This is a genomic window from Nocardiopsis alba DSM 43377 (genome assembly GCF_000341225.1).
Classification (GTDB): domain Bacteria; phylum Actinomycetota; class Actinomycetes; order Streptosporangiales; family Streptosporangiaceae; genus Nocardiopsis; species Nocardiopsis alba.
This window is the reverse complement of record NZ_ANAC01000006.1, coordinates 53,693-75,298: the sequence shown is the minus strand read 5'-3', so window position 1 is coordinate 75,298 and position 21,606 is coordinate 53,693. Positions and strand designations below refer to the sequence as shown.

Below are 21,606 nucleotides of genomic sequence, written 5' to 3'. Positions count from 1 at the left end.
GGCGATCGGACACGGGAGGATCATGACCACCGACGCGGAACGAGCGAGGGCCGGCGCGGTCACCGAGGGGTTCGACCACGCGGCGGGCTCCTATGACCGGCTGGTCGGGGCCAACCCGGGCTACCACCGTGACCTGCGAACCTCCGTACGGCGTCTGCGCCTTCCCGGGGACGGCGAGGGGCTGCGCCTCCTCGACCTGGGGTGCGGGACCGGGGCCTCCACGGCGGCCCTGGTCGAAGCCGCCCCCCGGGCACGGATCCTCGCGGTGGACGCCTCTCAGGGCATGCTCGACGTGGCGCGGACCAAACCCTGGCCCGGCGGCGTCGAGTTCCATCGGGCGCGGGCCGAGTCCCTCGATCCGGCATGGGCGGCCGAACGACTGGGCGGCCCCGCGGACGCGGTGTTCGCCGCCTACCTGATCCGCAACGTCCCCGATCCCGATGCCCTCCTGGCGACGATCGGGGCGATCCTGCGCCCCGGCGGACGCGTGGCCCTGCACGAGTACTCCGTGGCGGACTCGATCGGGGCCCGTATGGTCTGGACGGCCGTGTGCCGAGGGGTGATCGTCCCGGTGGGCCGGCTCCTGACCGGCCGGGCGGACCTGTTCCGCTACCTGTGGCGCAGCGTCTTGGAGTTCGACGGGGCGGAGACCCTCTCGGAGCGGATGCGCGCGGCCGGTCTGGAGTCGGTGGCCCGGGCCTCGTTCCCGGGGTGGCGGTACGGGATCACCCACACGTTCCTCGGCTCCCGTCCCGGCGGGTCCTGGTGAACGCGCGCGTACGCGACCGACTCGCGGAGAGGATCCCCGCGCCCGAACCGGTGGCCCCCGCGCCGACGCGCACGCCCAGGGTGGCCGTGGTGGGCGCCGGCATCGCCGGTCTGTCGGCCGCGCGTGCCCTGACCGAACGCGGGGTGGAGGTGGAGGTCCTCGAACGCGAGGAGGGTTGGGGAGGCCGCCTGCGCGGTTGGGAGACCCACCTGGCCGACGGCTCCACCGTGACGATGAGCCGGGGGTTCCACGCCTTCTTCCGGCAGTACTACAACCTGCGCGACCTGCTGGCCCACGCCGATCCGGACCTGTCCGGGCTGGTCCCTCTGACCGACTATCCGCTGGCCCACGCCTCGGGCGCGGCCGACCGGTTCTCCGCCCTGCCCCGGACGCCTCCGTGGAACGCCTTCGCGCTGGCGGCCACGAGCCGGAGCTTCGCCCTCCGGGCGTTGGCGGACGTGAACGTGCCCGCCGCTCTCCGACTGTTGGACGTGGAGGTACCGGACGTGTACCGGCGTCTGGACCATCTGAGCGCGCGGGACCTGCTGGAGACCGTCCGTTTCCCGCCCGACGCCCGTCATCTGGCCTTCGAGGTGTTCGGCCGGAGCTTCTTCGCCGCTCCGGAGGACCTGTCGGCGGCGGAGATGGCCGTGATGTTCCACATCTACTTCCTCGGCTCCTCGGAGGGGTTGGTCTTCGACGTGCCGCGTTCACCCTTTCCTCAGGCCCTGTGGGGCCCCCTGGTCGAACGTCTGAGCGGGGCCGGAGCGCGATTCCGACGGAAGGCCCGGGTGGAACGGATCGTCCCGTCGGCGGAGGCCGAGGGGGCCACCGTGCACTGGACGGGGCCCGAAGGCGACCGGAGCGCCCGGTTCGACGGGGTGGTACTGGCCACCGAACCGGGAGGGCTGCGCCGCCTGGTGGCCGGCTCTCCCGCCCTCGGCGACGAGGAGTGGCGTTCCCGCGCGTCGGCGTCCCCTTCGGCTCCTCCGTTCCTGGTCTCGCGCTACTGGCTGGATCGCCCGGTCCGTCCGCACCGCCAGGCCTTCCTGGGCACCGCCGGGCATCCCACCCTGGACAACGTCAGCGTGCTGGAGCGCTACGAGGACGAGTCCGCGGCGTGGTCGCGGCGCACCGGTGGTTCGGTGGTGGAGCTGCACGCCTACGCGCTGCCTCAGGGCTGCGATCTCGCCACCGAGCGGGCCTCACTGTGGAAACAGGCGCTATCGGTCTATCCGGAGTTGCGTTCGGCCCGGATCGTGGACGCGCGGCACGAGCTGCGCGAGGACTGTTCGCTGTTCCCGCCGGGCGGTTTCGAGCGCCGGTGCGCGGTCACCACCCCCGACCCGTGGCTGGTCGTGGCCGGAGACCACGTGCGGGTGGACCTGCCGGTGGCGTTGATGGAGCGCGCGGCCACCACCGGCGTCCTGGCGGCCAACGCCCTGCTCACCCGGTGGGGGCGGCGGGGCCACGCGGTGTGGAGCGTGCCCCGCCGCGGCCGCTTCGCCCCCTTGCGCGCGCTCTCCGGCCTGCTGAGCGGCTAGGGAAGGTCTTTCTTGGAACGCAGCAGGTAGCGCCGTTCCGCGTAGGCCAGGTCGTCGCGCCACAGTCGACGGGCCGCGATCCGCATCATCGGTCGGATCGCGCCCGCGACCCCGCGCGCCAACGCGAAGCCGCCGCGCTCGGAGACGGCGATCGTCGCCTCGATGACGGCGGTGCGTGGGACGCCCCGTCCGTCCACACCGAGCGGGGTGGCGTGCGTCTCCACCACACTGCCCTCCCCCTCGCCCTCGATGATGGTCATGACCACGGTCCTGGGATCGGGACAGGAGAAGGCGGCGCGCACGGGCACGCCCCATCGACCGGCCACCCGGAAGCCGACGTCCACCACCATCCGGTCCGGATCGGGGTCGGGGCCCTCCGGCACCTCGGTGACCCGCAGCCCGACGAACGAGTAGGGGTGGAACCAGGATCCGTGCCAGGGGTCGAGGCGGTTGGCGACCACGTCCTCGGGTTCGCAGCGGCCCGCCAGGCTCTCGACGGCGGCGAGGTGCCGGGAGGCGTCGGGGCGTTCCGGGAGGACGGGCCGGTCCAGGGGCTCCTCTCCGCCCACATGATCCAACCGCACCCACACGAGCACGCCGTCGTCGTGGGCCGGGTAGGGGCTCCATCCGGGAAAGCCCTCGGCGCCGAGGGAGAGACCGTGCCAGCGGCACACCAGACGCCCTCGGTCGACGGCGCCCCGGCACAGGGGCGCTCCGAGGTGGGGGCAGGCGCCGGGCCCTACGCGCACGATGCCCTCTCCGTCACGCCAGGCGACCAGCTCCACGCCCGCCACCACCCGGCCGAAGGGGCCGCCGGCCCGTACCTCGTCGGAGGCGGCGAGGACGTACCAGTTCCCGGAGGGGCGGGCCAGCGCCCGTTCGAGGGCGGCGTCGATCACCCTGGGGGTCGCCTCCCTCCAGGTGGGGTCCTGGCGTGCCCAGGTGTCCTTCGGAAGCCGGCGCAGGGGGATCCGTCGCGGAGCGGGATCGGGCAGGGGCATGTGCGCTCTCTCCTCAGGGGGTCGGTCTCCGTGGTCGTGGGACGGCCCTGGCCCACAGGGAGCGGGCCAGCGCCGGCATGGCCGCCACCGCCTTGCGGGTCCCGGAGACCCGGTGCCGGACGCTCCACACGTCGAAGTCCGCGGCGACGATCTCGTCCAGGATGGCCCGGTAGAGCCGCAGGGCGGTGGAGACACACGGTCGGGAGACCGGTTCGAGCATCGCCACCCCGGGTTCGGCGAGGCGGTAGAGGTCCCGGTTGACCTCGACGAGTTCGGCGAGGGCCCGACGCGCCGGCGGGTCCGGCGCCCGTCTGCGGGCGCAGTCCGCGAGCCGTTCACGATCGACACCGTGGCCGGCGAGGACGTCCGCGGGCAGGTAGACGCGTCCACGCGCGAGGTCCTCGGACACGTCGCGCAGGAAGTTGGTCAGTTGGAAGGCCTCGCCCAGGGCGGCCGCGTGCGGCGCGGCCTCCTCCCGTCGCGCGACCGTGCCCAGGACCGGCAGGACCTGGAGTCCGATGACCGCGGCCGAGCCGTACATGTACTCGCGCAGGTGGTCGAGGTCTCGGTACTCGGTGGTCGTCAGGTCCATGCGCATGGAGGCCATGAAGGCCGTGAAGTACCCCGGGTCCAGTTCGTGGTGGTCGACGGTGTGCGCCAAGGCCCGCAGCACCGGTTCGCCCGGTTCCCGCCCGGACAGGGCCCGTTCCAGGTCGGCGTCGATGGCGTCCAGTCGGGCCGTCTGGTCGTCGACGGTCGTCCCGGGGCCGGGTTCGTCGACGATGTCGTCCACCCAGCGGGCGAAACCGTAGAGGGCGTGGATGTGGGGCCTCCGCGCCGACGGCAGGACACGCGTGGCCGTGTAGTAGGTACGGCCGTGGTGGGCGTGCAGCCCTCGGCAGCGCAGGTAGTCCTCGCGCAGGACCCGCGCGGTGATCCCGGCCGCGTCCAGTTCGGCGGTGGCGGAGCTCATCGGCGCCCCCTCCGGAACGAGGCGGCCAGGATCCGCTCGGCGGCCAGCCTCCCCGAGAGGAGCACGGTGGGCAGCCCGACGCCGGGATGGGTGCCGCATCCGGCGAGGACCGCGTTGGCGATCCCGGGCACCACGGGCCGCGGACGGAAGGGGCCCGTCTGGGCGAAGGTGTGCGCCAACGAGAAGGGCGTCCCCCGGGCCAGTCCGAGGCGGGCCCAGTCGACGGGGGTGACGAACCGTTCGGCGCGTATGGAGGCGTCCAGGCCGTTCATCCCCCTTTTCTCCAGGGTCCGGACGATCTCGTCGCGGTAGCGGGGGCCCTCACGGTCCCAGTCGATGTCGCCCGCGGCGAGGTTGGGCGCGGGCGCCAGGACGTAGAACAGGTGGTGCCCCTCCGGGGCCAGCCCGGGGTCGGTGCGGGTGGGCTGGGTGATCAGCAGGGACGGGTCGCTCATCGTGCGGCCCTGGTCGATGATCTCGGTGAAGGTGCTCTCCCAGGCGTCTCCGAAGGAGATCGTGTGGTGGGACAGCTGTTCCCAGGTGCGGTCGGTCCCCAGGTGCAGGACCACCGCCGAGGGCGAGAACCGGTGCGGGACGAGCCGGCGTGAACGGTGGTCCAGCAGGCGGTGGGCGACCGGCAGGTCGGTGGTCAGGACGACGTGGTCGCAGCGCGTCCGTTCGCCGCCCTCGGTGACCACGGCCGTGACCCGGTCGCCGGACCGTTCCACGCGGGTGACGTTCTCTCCGTAGCGCAGCCGTCCGCCCGCGCCGGTGACGGCCTCTGCCATCGCGTCGGCGATGGCCCGCATCCCGCCCTTGGGGAAGTACACGCCCGCGACGGTGTCCATGTAGGCGATGACGGCGTAGGCGGCCAAAGCCTTGCGGGGCGACACCCCCGCGTACAGCGACTGGAAGGAGAAGATCCTGCGCAGGCGCTCGTCCCGCAGGTGGCGTCCGATGGCGGGGGCCAGACGGCCGAAGCCGCCGGCCGCGGCCAGCCTCGCCAGGTCGGGGCGGAGCAGGTCCAGGGGCGAGTCGAACCGGGCGTCGATGAAGGAGCGCATCTCCACCTCGTACAGGCGGGTGAGCCACTCGCGCAGCCGAAGGTAGCCGACGGCCTCACGGACCCCGGCCACGCGCGCCACCTCGGCGGTCATGCGTCGACGATCGGTGTGCACGTCGACGGTGGACCCGTCGGCGAAGGCCGCGCGGTAGGCCGGTGCCAGCGGGAGGAGCTCCAGCCGGTCCGTCATGTCCTCGCCGACCGCCGCGAAGGCCTCGCCCAGGATCTCGGGCATGGTCAGGACGGTGGGGCCGGTGTCGACGCGGAAGCCGTCCATGTCCAGGCGTCCCGCCCGGCCTCCCGGGTGTTCCTCGCGTTCGATGATCGTCACGTCGCGTCCGGCGCCGAGGAGGTGCAGGGCGCACGCCAGGCCGGACAGGCCGGCGCCGACGATCACCACCGGGCCGCGGTCCGACGGGGCCGGGCCGGCCGTTCGACGGGGTTTCGGATCAGGGGTCAAGGGATCCCTTCCGCTCGTGGACCGGGAGTGTCAGATGCGCGCCGCTCTCTCGGCGAAGTCGAGGAGTCCGTCGCGGACACCCGGATCGATGTCGAGGCCGGCGATCCGGGAGGCCCCCCGGTCCGCCAGGGAGCGGCAGTGGTCGACGACCAGGTCCCTGGCGCCCAGCCGTTCGAGGGTCTCGGCGACCTCCGCCGGGTCCACGGGAACGGTTCCGACCCCTTCCAGCAGGGCCAGGGCGGCGGTGTCGCCGCTCCGCCGGGCCAGGTCGATCCCCGACGCCAGGAGCATGGTGTTCTTGCCCTCTCTCAGGTCCTCCCCCGGTTCCCTCCCGGTCCGGGCCGGGTCGCCGTAGAGGTCCAAGAGGTCGTCTCTGAGCTGGTAGGCCACCCCCACGTCGCGTCCGTAGCCGCGCAGCGCCTCCTCCACCGGTGCCGGCGCGCCCGCCAGGGCCGCCCCCAGTCGGAGGGGTCGTTCGACGGTGTAGGACGCGGTCTTGAGCCGGTCGATCCTCAGGGCCCGTCCCACGGAGCGTTCGGTGCGCGCTTGGGAGCGCAGGTCGAGGTACTGGCCGACCATCACCTCGGTCCGCATGTCGCGCCATATCCGCAGCGCCCGCGGCCGGCCGGCCGCCGCCTCGTACAGCAGGTCGTCCGCCCAGGCCAGGGCCAGGTCTCCGGTCAGTATCGCCATCGAGTCGCCGTACCGTTCGGGATCGCCCGCGTAGGAGCGCGAACGGTGGCGGGCCGCGTGGAGGACGTGGATCGAGGGCTCGCCTCTCCGCTCCGGAGCCGAATCCATGACGTCGTCGTGGATCAGCGCGAACGTCTGGAAGAGTTCGATCGCCGCTCCGGCCGATAGAGCGATCCGGGCCCCGGTACCCCGGTCCTCTCCGCCGCCGGCGAGCCGACCCCACCAGACCAGGGTCGACCTGATCCGTTTGCCGCCCAGGGCGAAGGAGGTGACGCGGTCGGCCAGTTCACCACCGCATTCGGCGTCGAGGGCGCCGACCTCGCGGACCCGTTCCGTCAGATACCGACGCAAGGTCTCGCCGACGGCCTCTCGGATGTCCTCGACGCCCGTGAGCAGGGCATGCCCGGTCACAGAGGCTCCTCCCTCCCGGCGCTGGTGGTGACGGCCTCGTGGCGAGGTCCGGGACCCGCACGGACCCGATGCTCGCCGTTCTCGTCATCCGCACTGTTTCACATGGTCACTTTCCAGGCCGCGCGACACTTCGAGGCGCCCGTAAACTCGTCCCCAGTGGCCGGAGGGGCCGATCGTCGTGACGTTGGGAGACCCATGGACACCGTGTCCGGAACGGCCGAACCGCACGGGCCCGACGGGGGCGGCCCGCGCCCGCGGTCGGAGCTGTACACGGAGCTCCAGAACGACGGTCAGCGGCTCGCGGTGGGGTTGGTCCGGCTGCTGCACCGGATGTCGGAGCGTTCGGGCATGAACCCGACGGACTTCCAGTGCTACACGCTGCTCCGGGTCTCGGGGTCCATGACGCCCGGGGAGATCGCCGACAGCCTCCGTCTGTCCACCGGCTCGGTGACCGGGGTGATCGACCGGATGGAGGCGCGCGGTCTCGTCGAACGCGCCCCGCACCCGCTGGACCGGCGCAAGATCGCGGTCCGTCTCGTGGAGGGTGCCGAGCGTCTCGCCGCGCGGACCGCTCCGGGGATGCGCGAGGTCATGACCGCCATGCACGAGGATTATCCGGCGGAGGACCTGGAGGTGATCGTGGGCTGGTTGAACCAGGTCAACGCCGTTCTGGACGAGCTCGTCGCCCAGAGACCTCCCCACGGGACCGGCTGACCTCCGGAAGGCGCACACGACGCGCACCACCCACCGAATCCGACATCACACTCTTTGTCGGAGCTGTCCGTGTAGTGACGGTCGCTTTACTACCTGGTAGTAAGCCCCTACCATCCCACGGTACCCATCCGCAGCCGGTAGCAGGAACCGGTATCTCCACCCCCGTACGCGCCTGTCCGGCGGGGATGGGAAGGAGTCGACATCTCAGCCCTGCGCAACTACATACGCCAACACACGAATCCGCCCGTCTTCATCGTCTCCAGTCTGGTGATCATCGCCTTCGTCGTTCTCGGCGTGGCCTACACCGAACCCCTACTGGACGGGGCGACCAAGGTCCGAGACTGGATCGGAACCGACCTGGGCTGGTTCTACGTCCTGGCGACCACCTTCTTCCTCGGCGCGGCCATCTTCCTGATGCTGAGCCGCTTCGGAAGCATCAAACTCGGCCCGGACGACTCCAGGCCCGAGTTCGGCACCGTCGCCTGGTTCGCGATGCTCTTCACCACGGGTATGGGCATCGGTCTCGTCTTCTGGGGCGTCGCCGAACCCGTGACCCATCTGCACGCTCCCCGCAGCGAGGAGCTCGCCGAAACCGCGCCCTCCCCCGCCGGGGTCGGCGAGGCCCTGGGCCTGAGCTTCTTCCACTGGAGCTTCCACCCCTGGGCCATCTACATCGCCCTCGGCCTGTCCCTGGGCTACTTCGCCTTCCGCAAGGGCCTCCCGCTCCGTCCCGCGTCGGCGCTCTACCCGCTACTGGGCGACCGCGCGTTCGGCTGGCCGGGCCACATCGTGGACATCCTGGCCGTCTTCGGCACCATCTTCGGTCTGGCGACCTCACTCGGTCTGGGCACGCTCCAGATCAACAGCGGCCTGACCCAGGTCACCGGGATGCCCAACAACTCGCTGACCCAGTCGATCATCATCATCGTGATCACCGGTATCGCCCTGTACAGCGTGATGGCCGGTATCGACAAGGGCATCCGGCGGCTCTCGGTGATCAACCTGTGGCTGGCCTTCATCCTGCTGGCGTTCATCTTCGCCGTGGGACCCAAGCTGTGGATCGTCAGCTCCATGCTCACCGGCGCCGGCGAATACCTCGGCAACCTGGTGCAGTGGAGCCTGTCCTTCCCGAGCCCGCTCGCCGACGAGACCGCCGCGACCTTCACCACCGGCTGGAGCATCTTCTACTGGGGCTGGTGGATCTCCTGGTCGCCCTTCGTCGGTATCTTCCTGGCCCGCATCTCGTACGGCCGCACGATCCGCGAGTTCATCATCGGCGCCCTGTTCGCCCCGGTCGTGGTCTCCATCCTCTGGTTCGGCGTCTTCGGCGGCTCGGGCCTGTACTACGAGCTGTTCGGTGAGGGCGGCTTCCAGGACGGCGACGAGGCCTCGGCCGCGTTCCACCTGCTGGACGCCCTGCCGCTGACCCCGATCGTCGCGACGATCGCCTCCATGCTGCTGATCGTCGTGGTGGCGGTCTTCTTCGTCACCTCCTCCGACTCGGGCTCGCTGGTGGTGGACACCCTCACCAACGGGGGCGACACCAAGCCGGTCAAGCTCCAGCGCGCGTTCTGGGCCATCAGCGAGGGCGGCGTGACGCTCATCCTGCTGGTCCTGGGCGGCGCGAACGCGCTCGGCGCCCTTCAGGCGGCCTCGGTCGTCACGGGGCTTCCCTTCGCGGTCATCCTCGTGTTCATGTTGTGGGGACTGTTCAAGGGGCTCGCGAAGGAACCGAAACCCGGTGTGGCCCTGAAGAAGAACGGGGACTCCTCCCGTTCGAAGGTCGACGCCGGACGGACGGCCCGTCAGGGCGGTGACAACGCTCCGAAGGAGGAAGACGGCACATGACGCCCAAGAAGTTCGGCAACCCCTTCTACGGGGTGGTGGACATGATCACGGAGATGAACCGTATCTCCGACACCATGACCTCCATCGAGAACGGTCAGGCCGGTGACCGCCAGCGCGGCTTCGCCGACGCCTGGAGCCCGCCCACCGACATCCTCGCCAGGGGCAACGACCTGGTGATCCGATGCGAGGTGTCGGGGGTGCTCGAAGAGGACGTGACGGTCAGCCTCGTCCACGGGGTCCTGACCATCAGCGGTGAACGACGTCGCGACGGAGACGATGTCGTCTACTACTCCTCGGAGCGGTTCATGGGCACCTTCCGACGGGAGATCAGCCTCCCCGACGGGGTGACCGAGAGCGACATCGAGGCCGGCTACGGCGAGGGTCTCCTGGAGGTGACCGTGCACGGGGCCGCGAACGCGTCGGCCCCCAGGCGCATCGCCATCAAGCGCCGTAAGAAGCCCGGAAAGTAGACACCCCGCCGCAAGCGTGAGGGGCCGTGTGTTCGCGAGAACACACGGCCCCTTCGTCGTTCCTCGAACGGTCAGAAGACCCGGTCGGCCTCGTAAGGGCCGATCACGGCCAGCGCGCGCGGCCGGGTGAGGATGTCGGCGGCGACCTCGGAGACGTCGTTCAGGGTGACGGCGTCGAAGCGGGCCAGGTCCTCGTCGATCGAGAAGTGACGCGGCTGCACCAGCTCGTGCGAGAGCAGGCGCCCCATCCTCGCGTTGGTGCCCTCGCTGCCCATGACCATGGCCCCCTGGATCTGGCCCTTGGCCCGGACGAGCTCCTCCTCGGTGATACCGGAGGCCGCGACCTTGGCGAGCTCCTCACGGCACACACCGATGACCTCGTCGGCCTTCTCCGGAAGGCAGCCCGCGTAGATCTGGAAGGTGCCCGTGTCCGCGTAGGCGGTGTGGTAGGCGTGCACGGCGTAGGCCAGCCCACGCTTCTCCCGGACCTCCTGGAACAGGCGGGAGGACATGCCCCCGCCCAGAGCGGCGCCCAGAAGACGCAGCGCGTGCCAGCGCGGGTCGGTGCGGACGATGCCCTCCGACCCCAGGATGATGTGCGCCTGTTCGGTCTCACGGGGCTGCACGATGGTCCCGTCGAAGGTGCGCACGGGCTCGCCCGGGCCGCGAGGGCCGGAGGGACGGGCGTCCCCGGCCGCCGCCGACTGCTCGGCGAAGATCGCGGCCACCCGGTCCACGACCTCGGCGTGATCGAGACTGCCCGCGGCCGTCACGATGAGCTCGGAGGGGACGTAGGCGTCACGGTACTGCTCGGCGATCCGCTCGCGCGGCAGGGCCTTGATCGTGTCGGTGGTGCCCAGGATGGGTCGGCCCAGCGGGGTGTCCCCGAAGAAGTGCTCGGCGAAGACGTCGTCCACCAGGTCGGCGGGCTCGTCCTCGTACATGGCGATCTCCTCCAGGATCACGCCGCGCTCGGTCTCCACCTCCCCCTCGTCCAGGACCGAGTGGGCGACCATGTCGCCGACCACGTCCACGGCCAGCGGCAGATCACGGTCGAGCACCTTCGCGTAGTAGCAGGTGTGCTCCTTGGTGGTGTAGGCGTTGTGGTCGGCGCCCACCCCGTCCAGCAGCGCGGAGATCTCCAACGCCGAACGGGTCCGGGTCCCCTTGAAGAGCAGGTGCTCCAGGAAGTGAGCGGAGCCCGCGTGCGCGGAGTCCTCGTCACGGGAGCCGGTGGTCGCGGAGATCCCGAAGGCGGCCGAACGCACGCCGGGGATGTTCTCGGTGACCACGCGCAGGCCGCCGGGAAGCACCGTCCGACGTACCAGACCGGAACCGCCGTCGGGCTCCAGCAGCGTCACGGTGGTGCCCGGCTCCTGCTCGGCGGCGGTGGGGACAGAACTCATGAATCCTTCTTCTTCGCGTCGGAACATCCAGCAGAGCATATGCGGCGTACGCCGACGGGGCGGCCGCATCGTCGAAGACGCGACCGCCCCGTACAGGGTCAGTCAGGATCAGGTGTTCTCGGAACGCCCGCCCGAGCTGCGACGACGACGGCGACGCGGGGCGCCCTCGCCCTTGGCGTCGTCGCCCTTGTCCTCGCCCTTGGCGGCGGACTCGGAGGACTCCCCGCCCTCGTTCTTGGCGGCCTCGGCCTCGACGACCTCGACCGGGACCAGGGAGAGCTTGCCCCGGTCGTCGATCTCGCGGATCTCGACCTGGATCTTCTCGCCGATGCTGATCACGTCGTCGAGGTTCTCGATCCGCTGACCGCCGTGCAGCTTACGGATCTGCGAGATGTGCAGCAGACCGTCCTTGCCGGGCAGCAGCGAGACGAACGCGCCGAAGGTGGTCGTCTTGACGACGGTACCCAGGTAGCGGTCGCCGACCTCGGGCATGGTCGGGTTGGCGATCTGGTTGATCGTGTCCCGGGCCGCCTCGGCGGAGGGGCCGTCGGTGGCACCGATGTAGATGGTGCCGTCGTCCTCGATCGTGATGTCGGCGCCGGTGTCGTCCTGGATCGAGTTGATCATCTTGCCCTTGGGGCCGATGACCTCACCGATCTTCTCCACCGGGACCTTGACGGTCAGGATGCGCGGAGCGTTCGGGCTCATCTCGGCCGGACGCTCGATGGCCTCCTGCATGACGTCCAGGATGGCCAGACGGGCGCCGCGGGCCTGCTGGAGCGCCAGGGCCAGCTGCTCGGCGGGGATGCCGTCGAGCTTGGTGTCGAGCTGAAGGGCCGTGATCAGGTCACGGGTACCGGCGACCTTGAAGTCCATGTCGCCGAAGGCGTCCTCGGCACCGAGGATGTCGGTCAGCGTGACGAACTCGTCGCCCTCGCTGATCAGACCCATGGCGATACCGGAGACCATCTCCTTGAGGGGCACACCGGCCGCCATCAGGGACATGGTGGAGGCGCAGACCGAACCCATCGAGGTGGAGCCGTTGGAGCCGAGGGCCTCGGAGACCTGACGGATCGCGTACGGGAACTCCTCGCGGGAGGGCAGAACCGGCAGCAGGGCCCGCTCGGCCAGGGCGCCGTGCCCGATCTCGCGCCGCTTGGGCGAGCCCACCCGACCGGTCTCACCGGTGGAGTAGGGCGGGAAGTTGTAGTTGTGCATGTAGCGCTTGGTCTTCTCAGGGTTGAGAGTGTCGACCGTCTGCTCCATGCGCAGCATGTTCAGCGTGGTGACGCCCATGATCTGGGTCTCACCGCGCTCGAAGAGAGCCGAGCCGTGCACGCGGGGCAGGATGCCCACCTCGGCACTGAGCTGGCGGATGTCCTTGGGGCCACGACCGTCGATGCGGACCTGGTCGCGCAGCACGCGCTCGCGCATGAGCTGCTTGCTCAGGCTGCGGAAGGCGGCGCCGACCTCCTTCTCGCGACCCTCGAAGTCCGCGGCCAGACGCTCGCCGGCCTCGGCCTTGATCTTGTCGAGCTCGGCCTCGCGGTCCTGCTTGTCCGCGATGGTGAGCGCCTTGGCCAGGTCCTCGCGGACCGCGCCCTCGACGGCGGCGTAGGCGTCGTCCTCGTAGTCGAGGAAGATCGGGAACTCGCCCTCTTCACGACCGGTCTGCTCGGCGACGGCCTGCTGGGCCTTGCAGAGCACCTTGATGAAGGGCTTGGCGGCCTCCAGGCCCTCGGCCACGGTCTGCTCGTTGGGGCCGACGGCGCCCTCGGCGACCAGCTTCAGCGTGCGCGTGGTGGACTCGGCCTCGACCATCATGATCGCGACGTCGCCGTCCTCCAGGACGCGGCCGGCCACGACCATGTCGAAGGTGGCGTTCTCCAGCTCGGCGTGGGTGGGGAAGCCGACCCACTGGCCGTCGATCAGAGCGACGCGCACGCCGCCGATCGGACCGGAGAAGGGCAGACCGGCGATCTGGGTGGACATCGAGGCCGCGTTGATGGCGACGACGTCGTACAGGTGCTCGGGGTGCAGGGCCAGGACCGTCTCGACGATCTGGATCTCGTTGCGCAGGCCCTTCTTGAAGGACGGACGCAGCGGCCGGTCGATGAGACGGCAGGTGAGGATGGCGTCCTCGGAGGGACGGCCCTCACGACGGAAGAACGAGCCGGGGATACGGCCGGCGGCGTACATCCGCTCCTCGACGTCCACCGTCAGCGGGAAGAAGTCGAGGTTGTCCTTGGGACGCTTCGAGGCGGTGGTGGCCGACAGGACGACGGTCTCGTCGTCCAGGTAGACCGTGGCCGAACCGGCGGCCTGACGGGCCAGACGGCCGGTCTCGAAGCGGATGGTGCGGGTGCCGAACCCACCGTTGTCGATGACGGCTTCGGCAGAGAAAACGCCCTCCATGGGCGACCTCCTGTTACACATCGGGTCACGTCGCGTCCGATGTTCCGGCATGCGCGACGTCTTCTGTCTTCCCGCGTCGTGCCCCGGAGGTGATGACGGCCGGTCATCGATCGAAGCCCACGGAACCTCCCCCGAAAGGGCGGTGTCCGGAGACCACTACCGAGGACCGACCCCTGTTGACCGGGGGAACGGCACGGGTGCGGTTCGTCGGGTGGAGCCCGTGGCGGGCACCACTCCGATCACACCTTACTAACAAAGAGGGAGCGGCCGAAGCCACTCCCTCCGGTTTCACCTTAGCGGCGCAGACCCAGGCGCTCGATCAGCGAGCGGTAGCGGGTGATGTCCTGCTTGGCGATGTACTTGAGGAGACGGCGGCGACGGCCGACCATCAGGAGCAGGCCACGACGGCTGTGGTGGTCGTGCTTGTGGTCCTTGAGGTGCTCGGTGAGCTCGGTGATGCGGTGCGTGAGCAGCGCGACCTGGACCTCGGGGGAGCCGGTGTCGCCTTCCTTCGTGGCGTACTCGGCGATGATCTTTTCCTTGGTGGCGGTGTCGATCGACACGACGCTCCTTCTTCCGGAATCGGTACGCAGGGCGAGCCCCGGTACATGAGGACAGGGGTTCAGACGCGGTGACCGCGCGTACGAACAGTCACCGTCGTGTGCGGTGCGCGCGGCCCGCCGCCGATGGCGTGGGTGCGCCGCGCTCCCGTCGACCCCGCCCGAACGGGCGTGACCGAACGTGGACACACGTGAACGTGACCCACCCTACCCCAGGTGACGAGGTGGAACGCCCGCGCTTTCGGTGATACCGCACTCCTCAGACGGTGTCGCCGGTCTCCGGGGCGAGCACGTCGCGGCAACGGTCGACGTCGCGGCGCATCGCGACGATGAGATCGTCCAGATCCTCGAACCGCTCCTGACCGCGGATACGCGCGACGAAGTCCACCGTCATGTCCACCCCGTACAGTTCGAGGTCGTCGCGGTCCAACGCGTACGCCTCGACGGTGCGTTCGGTGCCGTCGAAGGTCGGGTTGGTGCCGACCGAGATCGCCGCGGGCCAGCGCGACTCGTGCCCGGGCCCGGCCTCCCGACGTCCGAGCCACCCGGCGTAGACCCCGTCTCCGGGAACGGCGGTGTCCGGGTCCAGGTCCAGGTTGGCGGTGGGGAATCCGAGGAGTTCCCGGCCCCGGGCCGCCCCGTGGACGATCTCCCCGCCCACCTGATGTGGCCGCCCCAGAAGCTCGGCGGCCGTGCTCACGTCGCCCCGCTCCAGCAGGGCGCGGATCCGGGTGGAGGTGATGGTCTCCCCTTCCGCGACGAGGCGGACCCCGTCCACCACGAAGTCGAACCGCTCGCCCAGCTCGGCGAGGACGGCGACATCGCCCGCCGCGCGGTGACCGAAGCGGAAGTCCTCCCCCACCACCACGGCGGCCGCGCCCAGGCGGTCGATCAGCACCCGCTGGACGAAGTCCTCGGGGCTCAGCGAGGAGAGCTCCTTGGTGAAGGGCAGGACGCACACGGCGTCGGCCCCGAGGTCGTCCAGGAGCCCGACCCGTCGATCGATCGAGGTCAGCACCGGCGGGGTGTGCCCGCGCAGGACCCGCTCCGGGTGGGGGTCGAAGGTGACCACGACGACCGGGAGTCCCAGACGGCGTCCGTGCTCGACGGCGGTGGCCAGGAGGGCCCGATGGCCTCGGTGCACACCGTCGAAGACACCGATGGCCACCACGGAGCGTCCCTGATCGGTGGGAATGTCCCCCAGCCCGTCCCATCTCCGCACGTTCGGTTCCCCTTGTCCGTCATGGTGAAGTCGTTCCGAGTCCAGCGTGCCACGTCGCGGAGGCGACTTCCGACAGCCGACCGGTGCCGCCCACCACGCAGGACGTCCGTTCCGCCCTCGGCAAAGGGGACTTGGCCCGGGGCGGACACTCGGTTTACCGTTCCGGGATGGCGATGATCAGCACCGATAAGACTCGTCTGTCCTATGACGAGGCCGGCGACGGTCCAGCGGTCGTGTTCGCGCACGCGGGGATCGCCGATCGGCGTATGTGGGACCACCAGTTCACGAACCTGTCGAGGACCCACCGGGTGATCCGCTACGACCAGCGGGGATACGGGGGTTCGGCCGACCACGAGGGCCCGGTCCCCCACCATGAGGACCTGTTGGACCTGATGGACGCCCTGGAGATCGGGTCGGCGACCCTGGTGGGGGCGTCGTTCGGGGGCGCCTACGCGGTCGACGCCGCCTTGGCCGCCCCGGAGCGGGTGGAGGCGCTGGCACTGGTCTGCCCGGGGATGTCCGGTCACAGATGGACCGGCGAGTTCCTGCGGGAATCGCGCGAGGCGATCCTGGCCGCCGTGCCCCCGGACCGGTTGGCGACCTATCGCGCGGGCGACGCCGTGGTACTGCCGGAGGACGTCGCCGCGATGGCCGAGGCCCAGGCCCGGTTCATGGTGTTGGGGCCGGACCGCTCCCCCGAGGACCTACCGCTGGAGGCCTGGGACCTGTCCCTGTTGATGCTGCGGGAACTCTTCGCCCGCCGCTGGTCGAGTCCGGCCAACGAACCGGCCTGGCCCGAACGTCCGGCCGTGGACCGGCTGGGCGAGATCACCGTACCGACCCTGGTCGTGAAGGGTCTGTCCGAGGTCGCCGCCGTCCAAGAGGTCGCCGACCTCTACATGGAGGGGATCCCGGGCGCCCGTTCGCTGACGATGCCCGACACCGGACACCTGCCCTCGGTCGAGCGTCCGGGCGAGCTCACCGCCGCCCTCGCCGAGTTCCTGGACGAGGAGGTCTCCCCCTCCTCGACCACCCTCGGAAGGGACACGTCCCGACGGTAGGCCGGGAGGACGGCGGAACGGTGTCAGGCGGGGTCGAAGACGACCACCGGCTTCATGTGGCCGGGCCGGTTCTCGCCCAGGGCCACCACCGTGCCGTCGGGGGCGAAGAGTCCGATCGGCCCCTCCCCCAGAGAGCTCTCACCGATGCGGTTGCCGTGACGGATGGCGCGGGTCTCGGCCTCGTCCATGGTGCGCACCGGGAACGCCGCGGCCACCGCCTGGGCCAGCGGTACCTGCGTGAACTCCTTGGCGAGCTGGTCCAGGGTCCGGGCCTGGGACAGGTCGTAGGGCCCCACCCGGGTACGGCGCAGGGCGGTCAGGTGACCGCCCACCCCGAGATCGACGCCCATGTCCCGGGCGAGCGAACGGATGTAGGTCCCACTGGAACAGGTGATCACCGCGTCCACGTCCACGAGGACGCCGTCGGCGTCGCTCTCACGACGGATGTCGGTGACCTCGAACCGTTCGATCGTGACCGTACGGGCCTTGAGCTCGACCTCCCGACCGGCGCGGGCCGCCTTGTAGGCGCGCTCACCGTTCACCTTGATCGCGCTGACCTGCGGCGGGATCTGCTGGATGGGACCGGTCAGCTTCGCCACCGCCGCGTGTACGTCCTCATCGGACACGGCGGAGGCGTCGACCCTGGCCCCGGGCTCGCCCTCGGCGTCGTCGGTGTTGGTCACCAGGCCGAGTCGGATCGTGGCCTCGTAGGTCTTCTCCGTCAGGGTCAGGTGACCGAGCAGTTTGGTGCCCTTCTCGATCCCCAGGACCAGCACACCGGTGGCCATCGGGTCCAGGGTCCCCGCGTGCCCCACGCGGCGGGTACGCGCCAGGCCTCTGGTCTTGGCGACCACGTCGTGCGAGGTCCAGTCGGCGGGCTTGTCGACGACCACGACGCCACTGTCGGCCATGGCACTCCTCAGTGCAGAAGGGAGAAAGGGAAGGGTGAGGACGGCGGCACCACTCGTACCGCCGTCCTCGGGGGACGGATCTACTCGTCCTCGGCCTCGTCGTCCTCACGCGGGGCCTTGTAGGGGTCGGCCTCGCCCGCGTGCTCGGCGCCGGTGGCCTTCTTGGCCACCTCCTCGTCGGACCTGCGCGCCTCGACCAGCAGCTTCTCGATGTGCTGGGCGTTCTCCTGGACCTCGTCGATGACGAAGGTCAGGCTCGGGGTGTGCCGAATGCCGGTCTGGCGACCGACCTCACTACGGATCAGGCCCTTGGCGCTCTCCAGAGCGGCGGAGCTCGCCGCCTTCTCCTCGGCGCTGCCGAACACCGTGTAGTACACCGTCGCGTCACGCAGGTCGGCGGTGATACGGGCATCGGTCACGGTGACGAATCCCAGGCGCGGGTCCTTGATCCGCCGGTCCAGCATCTCGGCGACGATCCGCTGGATCCTGTCGGCGATCTTCCGCGCGCGTGCGGCGTCAACCATCGTCAGTCTTCCTCTTCGTTGAAGAGCCGCTGCCTGGCGGACAGCAGCTCCAGTTCGGGACGGCCCGCGACGAAACGCTCGCAGGTGTCCATCTGGTCCCTGGCGTGGGCGGCCGTGGGCGCGACCACCGCGACACCGATCTTCGCCCGACGGTAGAGGTCGTGTTCGCCCACCTCCGAGACCGACACCGAGAACTTTCGGCGCAGATCGGAGACGACCGGTCGGACCACCGAGCGTTTCTGCTTGAGCGACTGGACGTCTCCGAGGAGCACGTCCAGGGTCAACGCCCCGACGTACAAGTGATCACCCGTGGTGTTGTTGTGCGGGCCGGCAAAGGCGGGGCCCCGGACACGAACGGTCCGGGGCCCCAGGTGGATGGCTCCACGACTAGTCGCGGGGCTTCTCCTGCATCTCGTAGGTCTCGATGACGTCCTCGACCCGAAGATCGTTGTAGCCGACACCGATACCGCACTCGAAGCCCTCGCGGACCTCGGTGGCGTCGTCCTTGAAGCGACGCAGCGACTCGACGTTGAGGTTGTCGGAGATGACGACCCCGTCGCGGATGAGCCGCGCCTTGCTGTTACGGCGGATGAGGCCGTTGCGGACGATGGAACCGGCGATGTTGCCGATCTTCGGCACCTTGAAGACCTCGCGGATCTCGGCGCTGCCGAGCTGGACCTCCTCGTAGACCGGCTTGAGGAGACCCTTCACGGCGGCCTCGACCTCGTCGATGGCCTGGTAGATGACCGAGTAGTACCGGATGTCGACACCCATACGGTCCGCCAGCTCGCTGTTCTTGCCCTCGGGCCGAACGTTGAAGCCGACGATGATGGCGTCTGCGGAGGACGCCAGGTTGATGTCGTTCTGGGTGATCGCACCGACACCGCGACCGATGATCCGGATGCCGACCTCGTCGCCACCGGCGTCGATCTTGAGCAGCGACTCCTCGAGCGCCTCGACCGAACCGGACATGTCGCCCTTGATGAGGAGGAGCAGCTCGGAGCGCTCGCCCTCCTTGATGGCGGACTGCCAGTTGTCGAGGGTGACCCGACGGGCCGAACGCGCCTGCTGGGCGAAGCGCTCGCGCGCCTCACGCTGCTGGGCGATCTGCCGCGCCACACGGTCGTCCTTGACGACCAGGAAGTTGTCACCGGCGCTGGGCACGTTGGTCAGACCCAGGACCTGGACCGGACGGGACGGCTCGGCCGACTGCACGTTCTGGCCGTGCTCGTCGAGCATGGCGCGAACGCGACCGTAGGCGTCGCCACAGACGATGGAGTCACCGACGTTGAGCGTGCCTCGCTGGACCAGGACCGTGGCCATGGAACCGCGTCCGCGGTCGAGGTAGGCCTCGATCGCCAGCCCCTGGGCGTCCATGTCCGGGTTGGCCTGGAGTTCCAGAGCGGCGTCCGAGGTCAGGACGACCGACTCCAGCAGGGTGTCGATGTTGTCGCCCTTGAGCGCGGAGATGTCCACGAACTGGACGTCGCCGCCGTACTCCTCGGCCACCAGGCCGTACTCGGTGAGCTGCGCGCGGACACGCTGCGGGTCGGCGCCCTCGACGTCGATCTTGTTGACCGCGACGACGATCGGGACCTCGGCCGCCTTGGCGTGGTCGATGGCCTCGGCCGTCTGCGGCTTGACGCCGTCGTCGGCCGCCACGACCAGCACCGCGATGTCGGTGACCTTCGCACCACGGGCACGCATGGCGGTGAACGCCTCGTGACCCGGGGTGTCGATGAAGGTGAGCTTGCGCTCCTCGCCGTCCACCTCGGTGGAGACCTGGTAGGCACCGATGTGCTGGGTGATACCGCCGGCCTCGCCGCTGACGACGTTGGTCTTGCGGATGGTGTCCAGCAGTCGGGTCTTACCGTGGTCGACGTGACCCATGACGGTGACCACCGGCGGGCGCGGACGCAGCTCGGCGGTGCCGCCCTCGTCCTCGCCGAACTCGATGGAGAAGGACTCCAGGAGCTCGCGGTCCTCGTCCTCGGGGCTGACGACCTCGACCTGGTAGCTGAGTTCCTCACCGAGGAGCTGAAGCGTCTCGTCGGGCAGCGACTGGGTCGCGGTGACCATCTCGCCCAGGTGCATCATGACCTGGACCAGCGACGCCGGGTTGACGTCGATCTTGTCGCCGAAGTCCGACAGGGAGGCGCCACGGGACAGACGGATGGTCTGGCCGTTGCCGCTCGGGATCTTCACGCCGCCGAAGGACGGGGCCTGAAGATCGTTGAACTCTTGACGCCGCTGCTTCTTGGACTTGCGGGCACGTCCGGGACGACCGCCCGGACGACCGAACGCGCCGGCCGTGCCGCCACCGCGGCCACGACCGCCGGGACGACCACCGAAACCGCCGGGACGACCGCCGCCGCCGCCACCGCCGGGACGCGGACCGGCACCGGCCGGAGCGCCGCCTCGACCGCGGCCACCGCCGCCACCGGGACGACCGCCACCGCGACCGCCGCCCGCGGGCGGGGTCGGACGGGACGAGGGCATGTTCATCGGGCTGGGACGCGGCCCACCCGGACGGGGACCGCCCGGACGCGGAGCGCCCGCGGCACCACCGGGACGCGGGGCGCCCTGGCCGCCGGGACGCGGAGCGCCACCGGGACGCGGGGCGCGCTGGTCGCCGCCACCCTGCGGGCCGCCGGGACGCGGGCCCGGACGGGGAGCGCCCGGACGCGGAGCGCCACCGGGACGCGGAGCGCGCTGGTCGCCGCCACCCTGCGGGCCGCCGGGACGCGGGCCCGGACGGGGACCGCCCGGACGCGGGGCCGCGGGCTTGGATCCCATGCCGGAGGCGTTGGACGCGAACGGGTTGTTACCCGGACGCGGACCCGGACGGGGACCGCCCGGACGCGGGGCACGACCACCGTCACGGCCGCCACCGGAGCGCTCGCCGCGCTGGGGACGGTCGGGGCGGTCGCCGCCGCGCTGCTGCTGTCCACCGGACGCGCCGGGCTTGGGGCCGGGCTTGGGAGCACCGCTCTTGGGCGCGGGCTTGGGGCCCGGCTTCGGAGCGGCCTCGAACGTCGGGACCGCGGGCTTGTCGACCGGAGCGGCCGGCTTCTCCGCGGGCTTGTCGGCGGGCTTCTCGGCCGGCTCACTCGGCTTGCCGGCGGTCGGCTTGGGAGCCGGACCCGGCTTCGGGCCGGGCTTGGGGGCCGGACCCGGCTTGGGCGCGGCGGGGCGCGCGGCGGACGGCTTGGGGCCCGGCTTGGGAGCCGGAGCACTCTTCTTGCCGCCGCCGTTGGAGCCCTCGTTGAAAGCTTCCTTCAGGCGTCGAACGACGGGCGCCTCTATCGTGGAGGACGCCGAACGGACGAACTCGCCCATTTCGTTGAGCTTGGCCAGCACGGCCTTGCTCTCTACACCGAACTCCTTAGCGAGTTCGTATACCCGGACCTTCGCCACTACTCTCCTTCAGCTTCGGTCCGGGACATGGGCTTGTGCCGGACCGTCGTTAGCTCGAGTTACTCATCGCTGCGTACTCATCAGGCGCTCATCGCAATCTCGACCTGCTTCCTCATCGCTACACAACAATGGGCCGGTGGATAC

18 protein-coding genes are annotated in these 21,606 nt (G+C 70.4%); 6 read left to right on the top strand and 12 right to left on the bottom strand.

The annotated features are described in order from the left end of the window. The first annotated feature begins 22 nt into the window (after positions 1-22). Together D451_RS0105160 and D451_RS0105155 are read left to right on the top strand one after the other, a co-directional pair. The gene (locus D451_RS0105160) at positions 23-769 is read left to right on the top strand and encodes a class I SAM-dependent methyltransferase (protein WP_017533646.1); all 747 of its coding nucleotides are present in this window, start codon (positions 23-25) and stop codon (positions 767-769) included. Next, positions 766-2,313 carry an FAD-dependent oxidoreductase gene (locus tag D451_RS0105155; RefSeq protein ID WP_017533645.1) on the top strand — a complete coding sequence of 516 codons (1,548 nt, stop codon included), beginning with the start codon at positions 766-768 and terminating at the stop codon, positions 2,311-2,313. Before D451_RS0105160 ends, D451_RS0105155 begins: the two co-directional genes overlap by 4 nt. Here the strand turns inward: D451_RS0105155 and D451_RS0105150 are convergent. The 4 genes from D451_RS0105150 to D451_RS0105135 all read right to left on the bottom strand — a co-directional run bounded on the left by D451_RS0105150 (position 2,310) and on the right by D451_RS0105135 (position 6,914). Further along, entirely contained in the window at positions 2,310-3,314 is a 1,005-nt protein-coding gene (locus D451_RS0105150; protein WP_017533644.1) for a DUF5914 domain-containing protein, read from the bottom strand. The genes D451_RS0105155 and D451_RS0105150 overlap by 4 nt on opposite strands. A gap of 13 nt (positions 3,315-3,327) precedes the next feature. Next, on the bottom strand, positions 3,328-4,287 hold the full coding sequence (locus tag D451_RS0105145) for a phytoene/squalene synthase family protein (RefSeq protein ID WP_017533643.1): 960 nt from the start codon (positions 4,285-4,287) through the stop codon (positions 3,328-3,330). Further along, entirely contained in the window at positions 4,284-5,750 is a 1,467-nt protein-coding gene (crtI, locus tag D451_RS0105140; RefSeq protein ID WP_017533642.1) for a phytoene desaturase family protein, read from the bottom strand. The genes D451_RS0105145 and crtI overlap by 4 nt, the downstream gene beginning before the upstream one ends. 90 nt (positions 5,751-5,840) lie before the next feature. Continuing rightward, positions 5,841-6,914: a polyprenyl synthetase family protein gene (locus D451_RS0105135; RefSeq protein ID WP_017533641.1), complete on the bottom strand. Its 1,074-nt coding sequence runs from the start codon at positions 6,912-6,914 to the stop codon at positions 5,841-5,843. Between the two features lie 195 nt (positions 6,915-7,109). Here D451_RS0105135 and D451_RS0105130 point away from each other — a divergent pair, with 195 nt between their 5' ends. From D451_RS0105130 to D451_RS0105120, 3 genes are all read left to right on the top strand, one after another. Beyond that, on the top strand, positions 7,110-7,628 hold the full coding sequence (locus D451_RS0105130; RefSeq protein ID WP_014909384.1) for a MarR family winged helix-turn-helix transcriptional regulator: 519 nt from the start codon (positions 7,110-7,112) through the stop codon (positions 7,626-7,628). Between the two features lie 267 nt (positions 7,629-7,895). Continuing rightward, the gene (locus tag D451_RS0105125; protein WP_017533640.1) at positions 7,896-9,476 is read left to right on the top strand and encodes a BCCT family transporter; all 1,581 of its coding nucleotides are present in this window, start codon (positions 7,896-7,898) and stop codon (positions 9,474-9,476) included. After that, complete coding sequence (locus tag D451_RS0105120) at positions 9,473-9,946, top strand: Hsp20/alpha crystallin family protein (RefSeq protein ID WP_014909037.1); 474 nt, start codon at positions 9,473-9,475, stop codon at positions 9,944-9,946. The genes D451_RS0105125 and D451_RS0105120 overlap by 4 nt, the downstream gene beginning before the upstream one ends. Before the next feature lie 71 nt (positions 9,947-10,017). Here D451_RS0105120 and D451_RS0105115 read toward each other — a convergent pair whose 3' ends face one another. The 4 genes from D451_RS0105115 to D451_RS0105100 form a co-directional block, all read right to left on the bottom strand. Then, positions 10,018-11,352: a M16 family metallopeptidase gene (locus D451_RS0105115; protein ID WP_026124844.1), complete on the bottom strand. Its 1,335-nt coding sequence runs from the start codon at positions 11,350-11,352 to the stop codon at positions 10,018-10,020. 108 nt (positions 11,353-11,460) lie between these two features. Beyond that, positions 11,461-13,767, bottom strand: coding sequence for a polyribonucleotide nucleotidyltransferase (locus tag D451_RS0105110; RefSeq protein WP_017533639.1), 2,307 nt, complete (start codon positions 13,765-13,767; stop codon positions 11,461-11,463). Positions 13,768-14,060: 293 nt separating this feature from the next. Next, positions 14,061-14,330, bottom strand: coding sequence for a 30S ribosomal protein S15 (gene rpsO, locus D451_RS0105105; RefSeq protein WP_014913440.1), 270 nt, complete (start codon positions 14,328-14,330; stop codon positions 14,061-14,063). 256 nt (positions 14,331-14,586) lie between these two features. Continuing rightward, positions 14,587-15,549: a bifunctional riboflavin kinase/FAD synthetase gene (locus D451_RS0105100; protein ID WP_017533638.1), complete on the bottom strand. Its 963-nt coding sequence runs from the start codon at positions 15,547-15,549 to the stop codon at positions 14,587-14,589. Positions 15,550-15,716: 167 nt separating this feature from the next. Between D451_RS0105100 and D451_RS0105095 the strand changes: the two genes are divergently transcribed. Further along, the gene (locus tag D451_RS0105095; RefSeq protein ID WP_193789592.1) at positions 15,717-16,610 is read left to right on the top strand and encodes an alpha/beta fold hydrolase; all 894 of its coding nucleotides are present in this window, start codon (positions 15,717-15,719) and stop codon (positions 16,608-16,610) included. A gap of 23 nt (positions 16,611-16,633) precedes the next feature. On the opposite strand, the gene truB is transcribed toward D451_RS0105095, so the two are convergent. The 4 genes from truB to infB form a co-directional block, all read right to left on the bottom strand. Further along, complete coding sequence (gene truB / locus D451_RS0105090) at positions 16,634-17,521, bottom strand: tRNA pseudouridine(55) synthase TruB (RefSeq protein ID WP_017533636.1); 888 nt, start codon at positions 17,519-17,521, stop codon at positions 16,634-16,636. A gap of 80 nt (positions 17,522-17,601) precedes the next feature. After that, a complete protein-coding gene (rbfA, locus tag D451_RS0105085) occupies positions 17,602-18,045 on the bottom strand; it encodes a 30S ribosome-binding factor RbfA (protein ID WP_014908642.1) in 444 nt (147 codons plus the stop codon). Between the two features lie 2 nt (positions 18,046-18,047). Continuing rightward, positions 18,048-18,344 carry a DUF503 domain-containing protein gene (locus tag D451_RS0105080; RefSeq protein WP_014912439.1) on the bottom strand — a complete coding sequence of 99 codons (297 nt, stop codon included), beginning with the start codon at positions 18,342-18,344 and terminating at the stop codon, positions 18,048-18,050. 88 nt (positions 18,345-18,432) lie between these two features. Next, on the bottom strand, positions 18,433-21,462 hold the full coding sequence (infB, locus tag D451_RS0105075; RefSeq protein ID WP_017533635.1) for a translation initiation factor IF-2: 3,030 nt from the start codon (positions 21,460-21,462) through the stop codon (positions 18,433-18,435). Between the last annotated feature and the right edge of the window lie 144 nt (positions 21,463-21,606).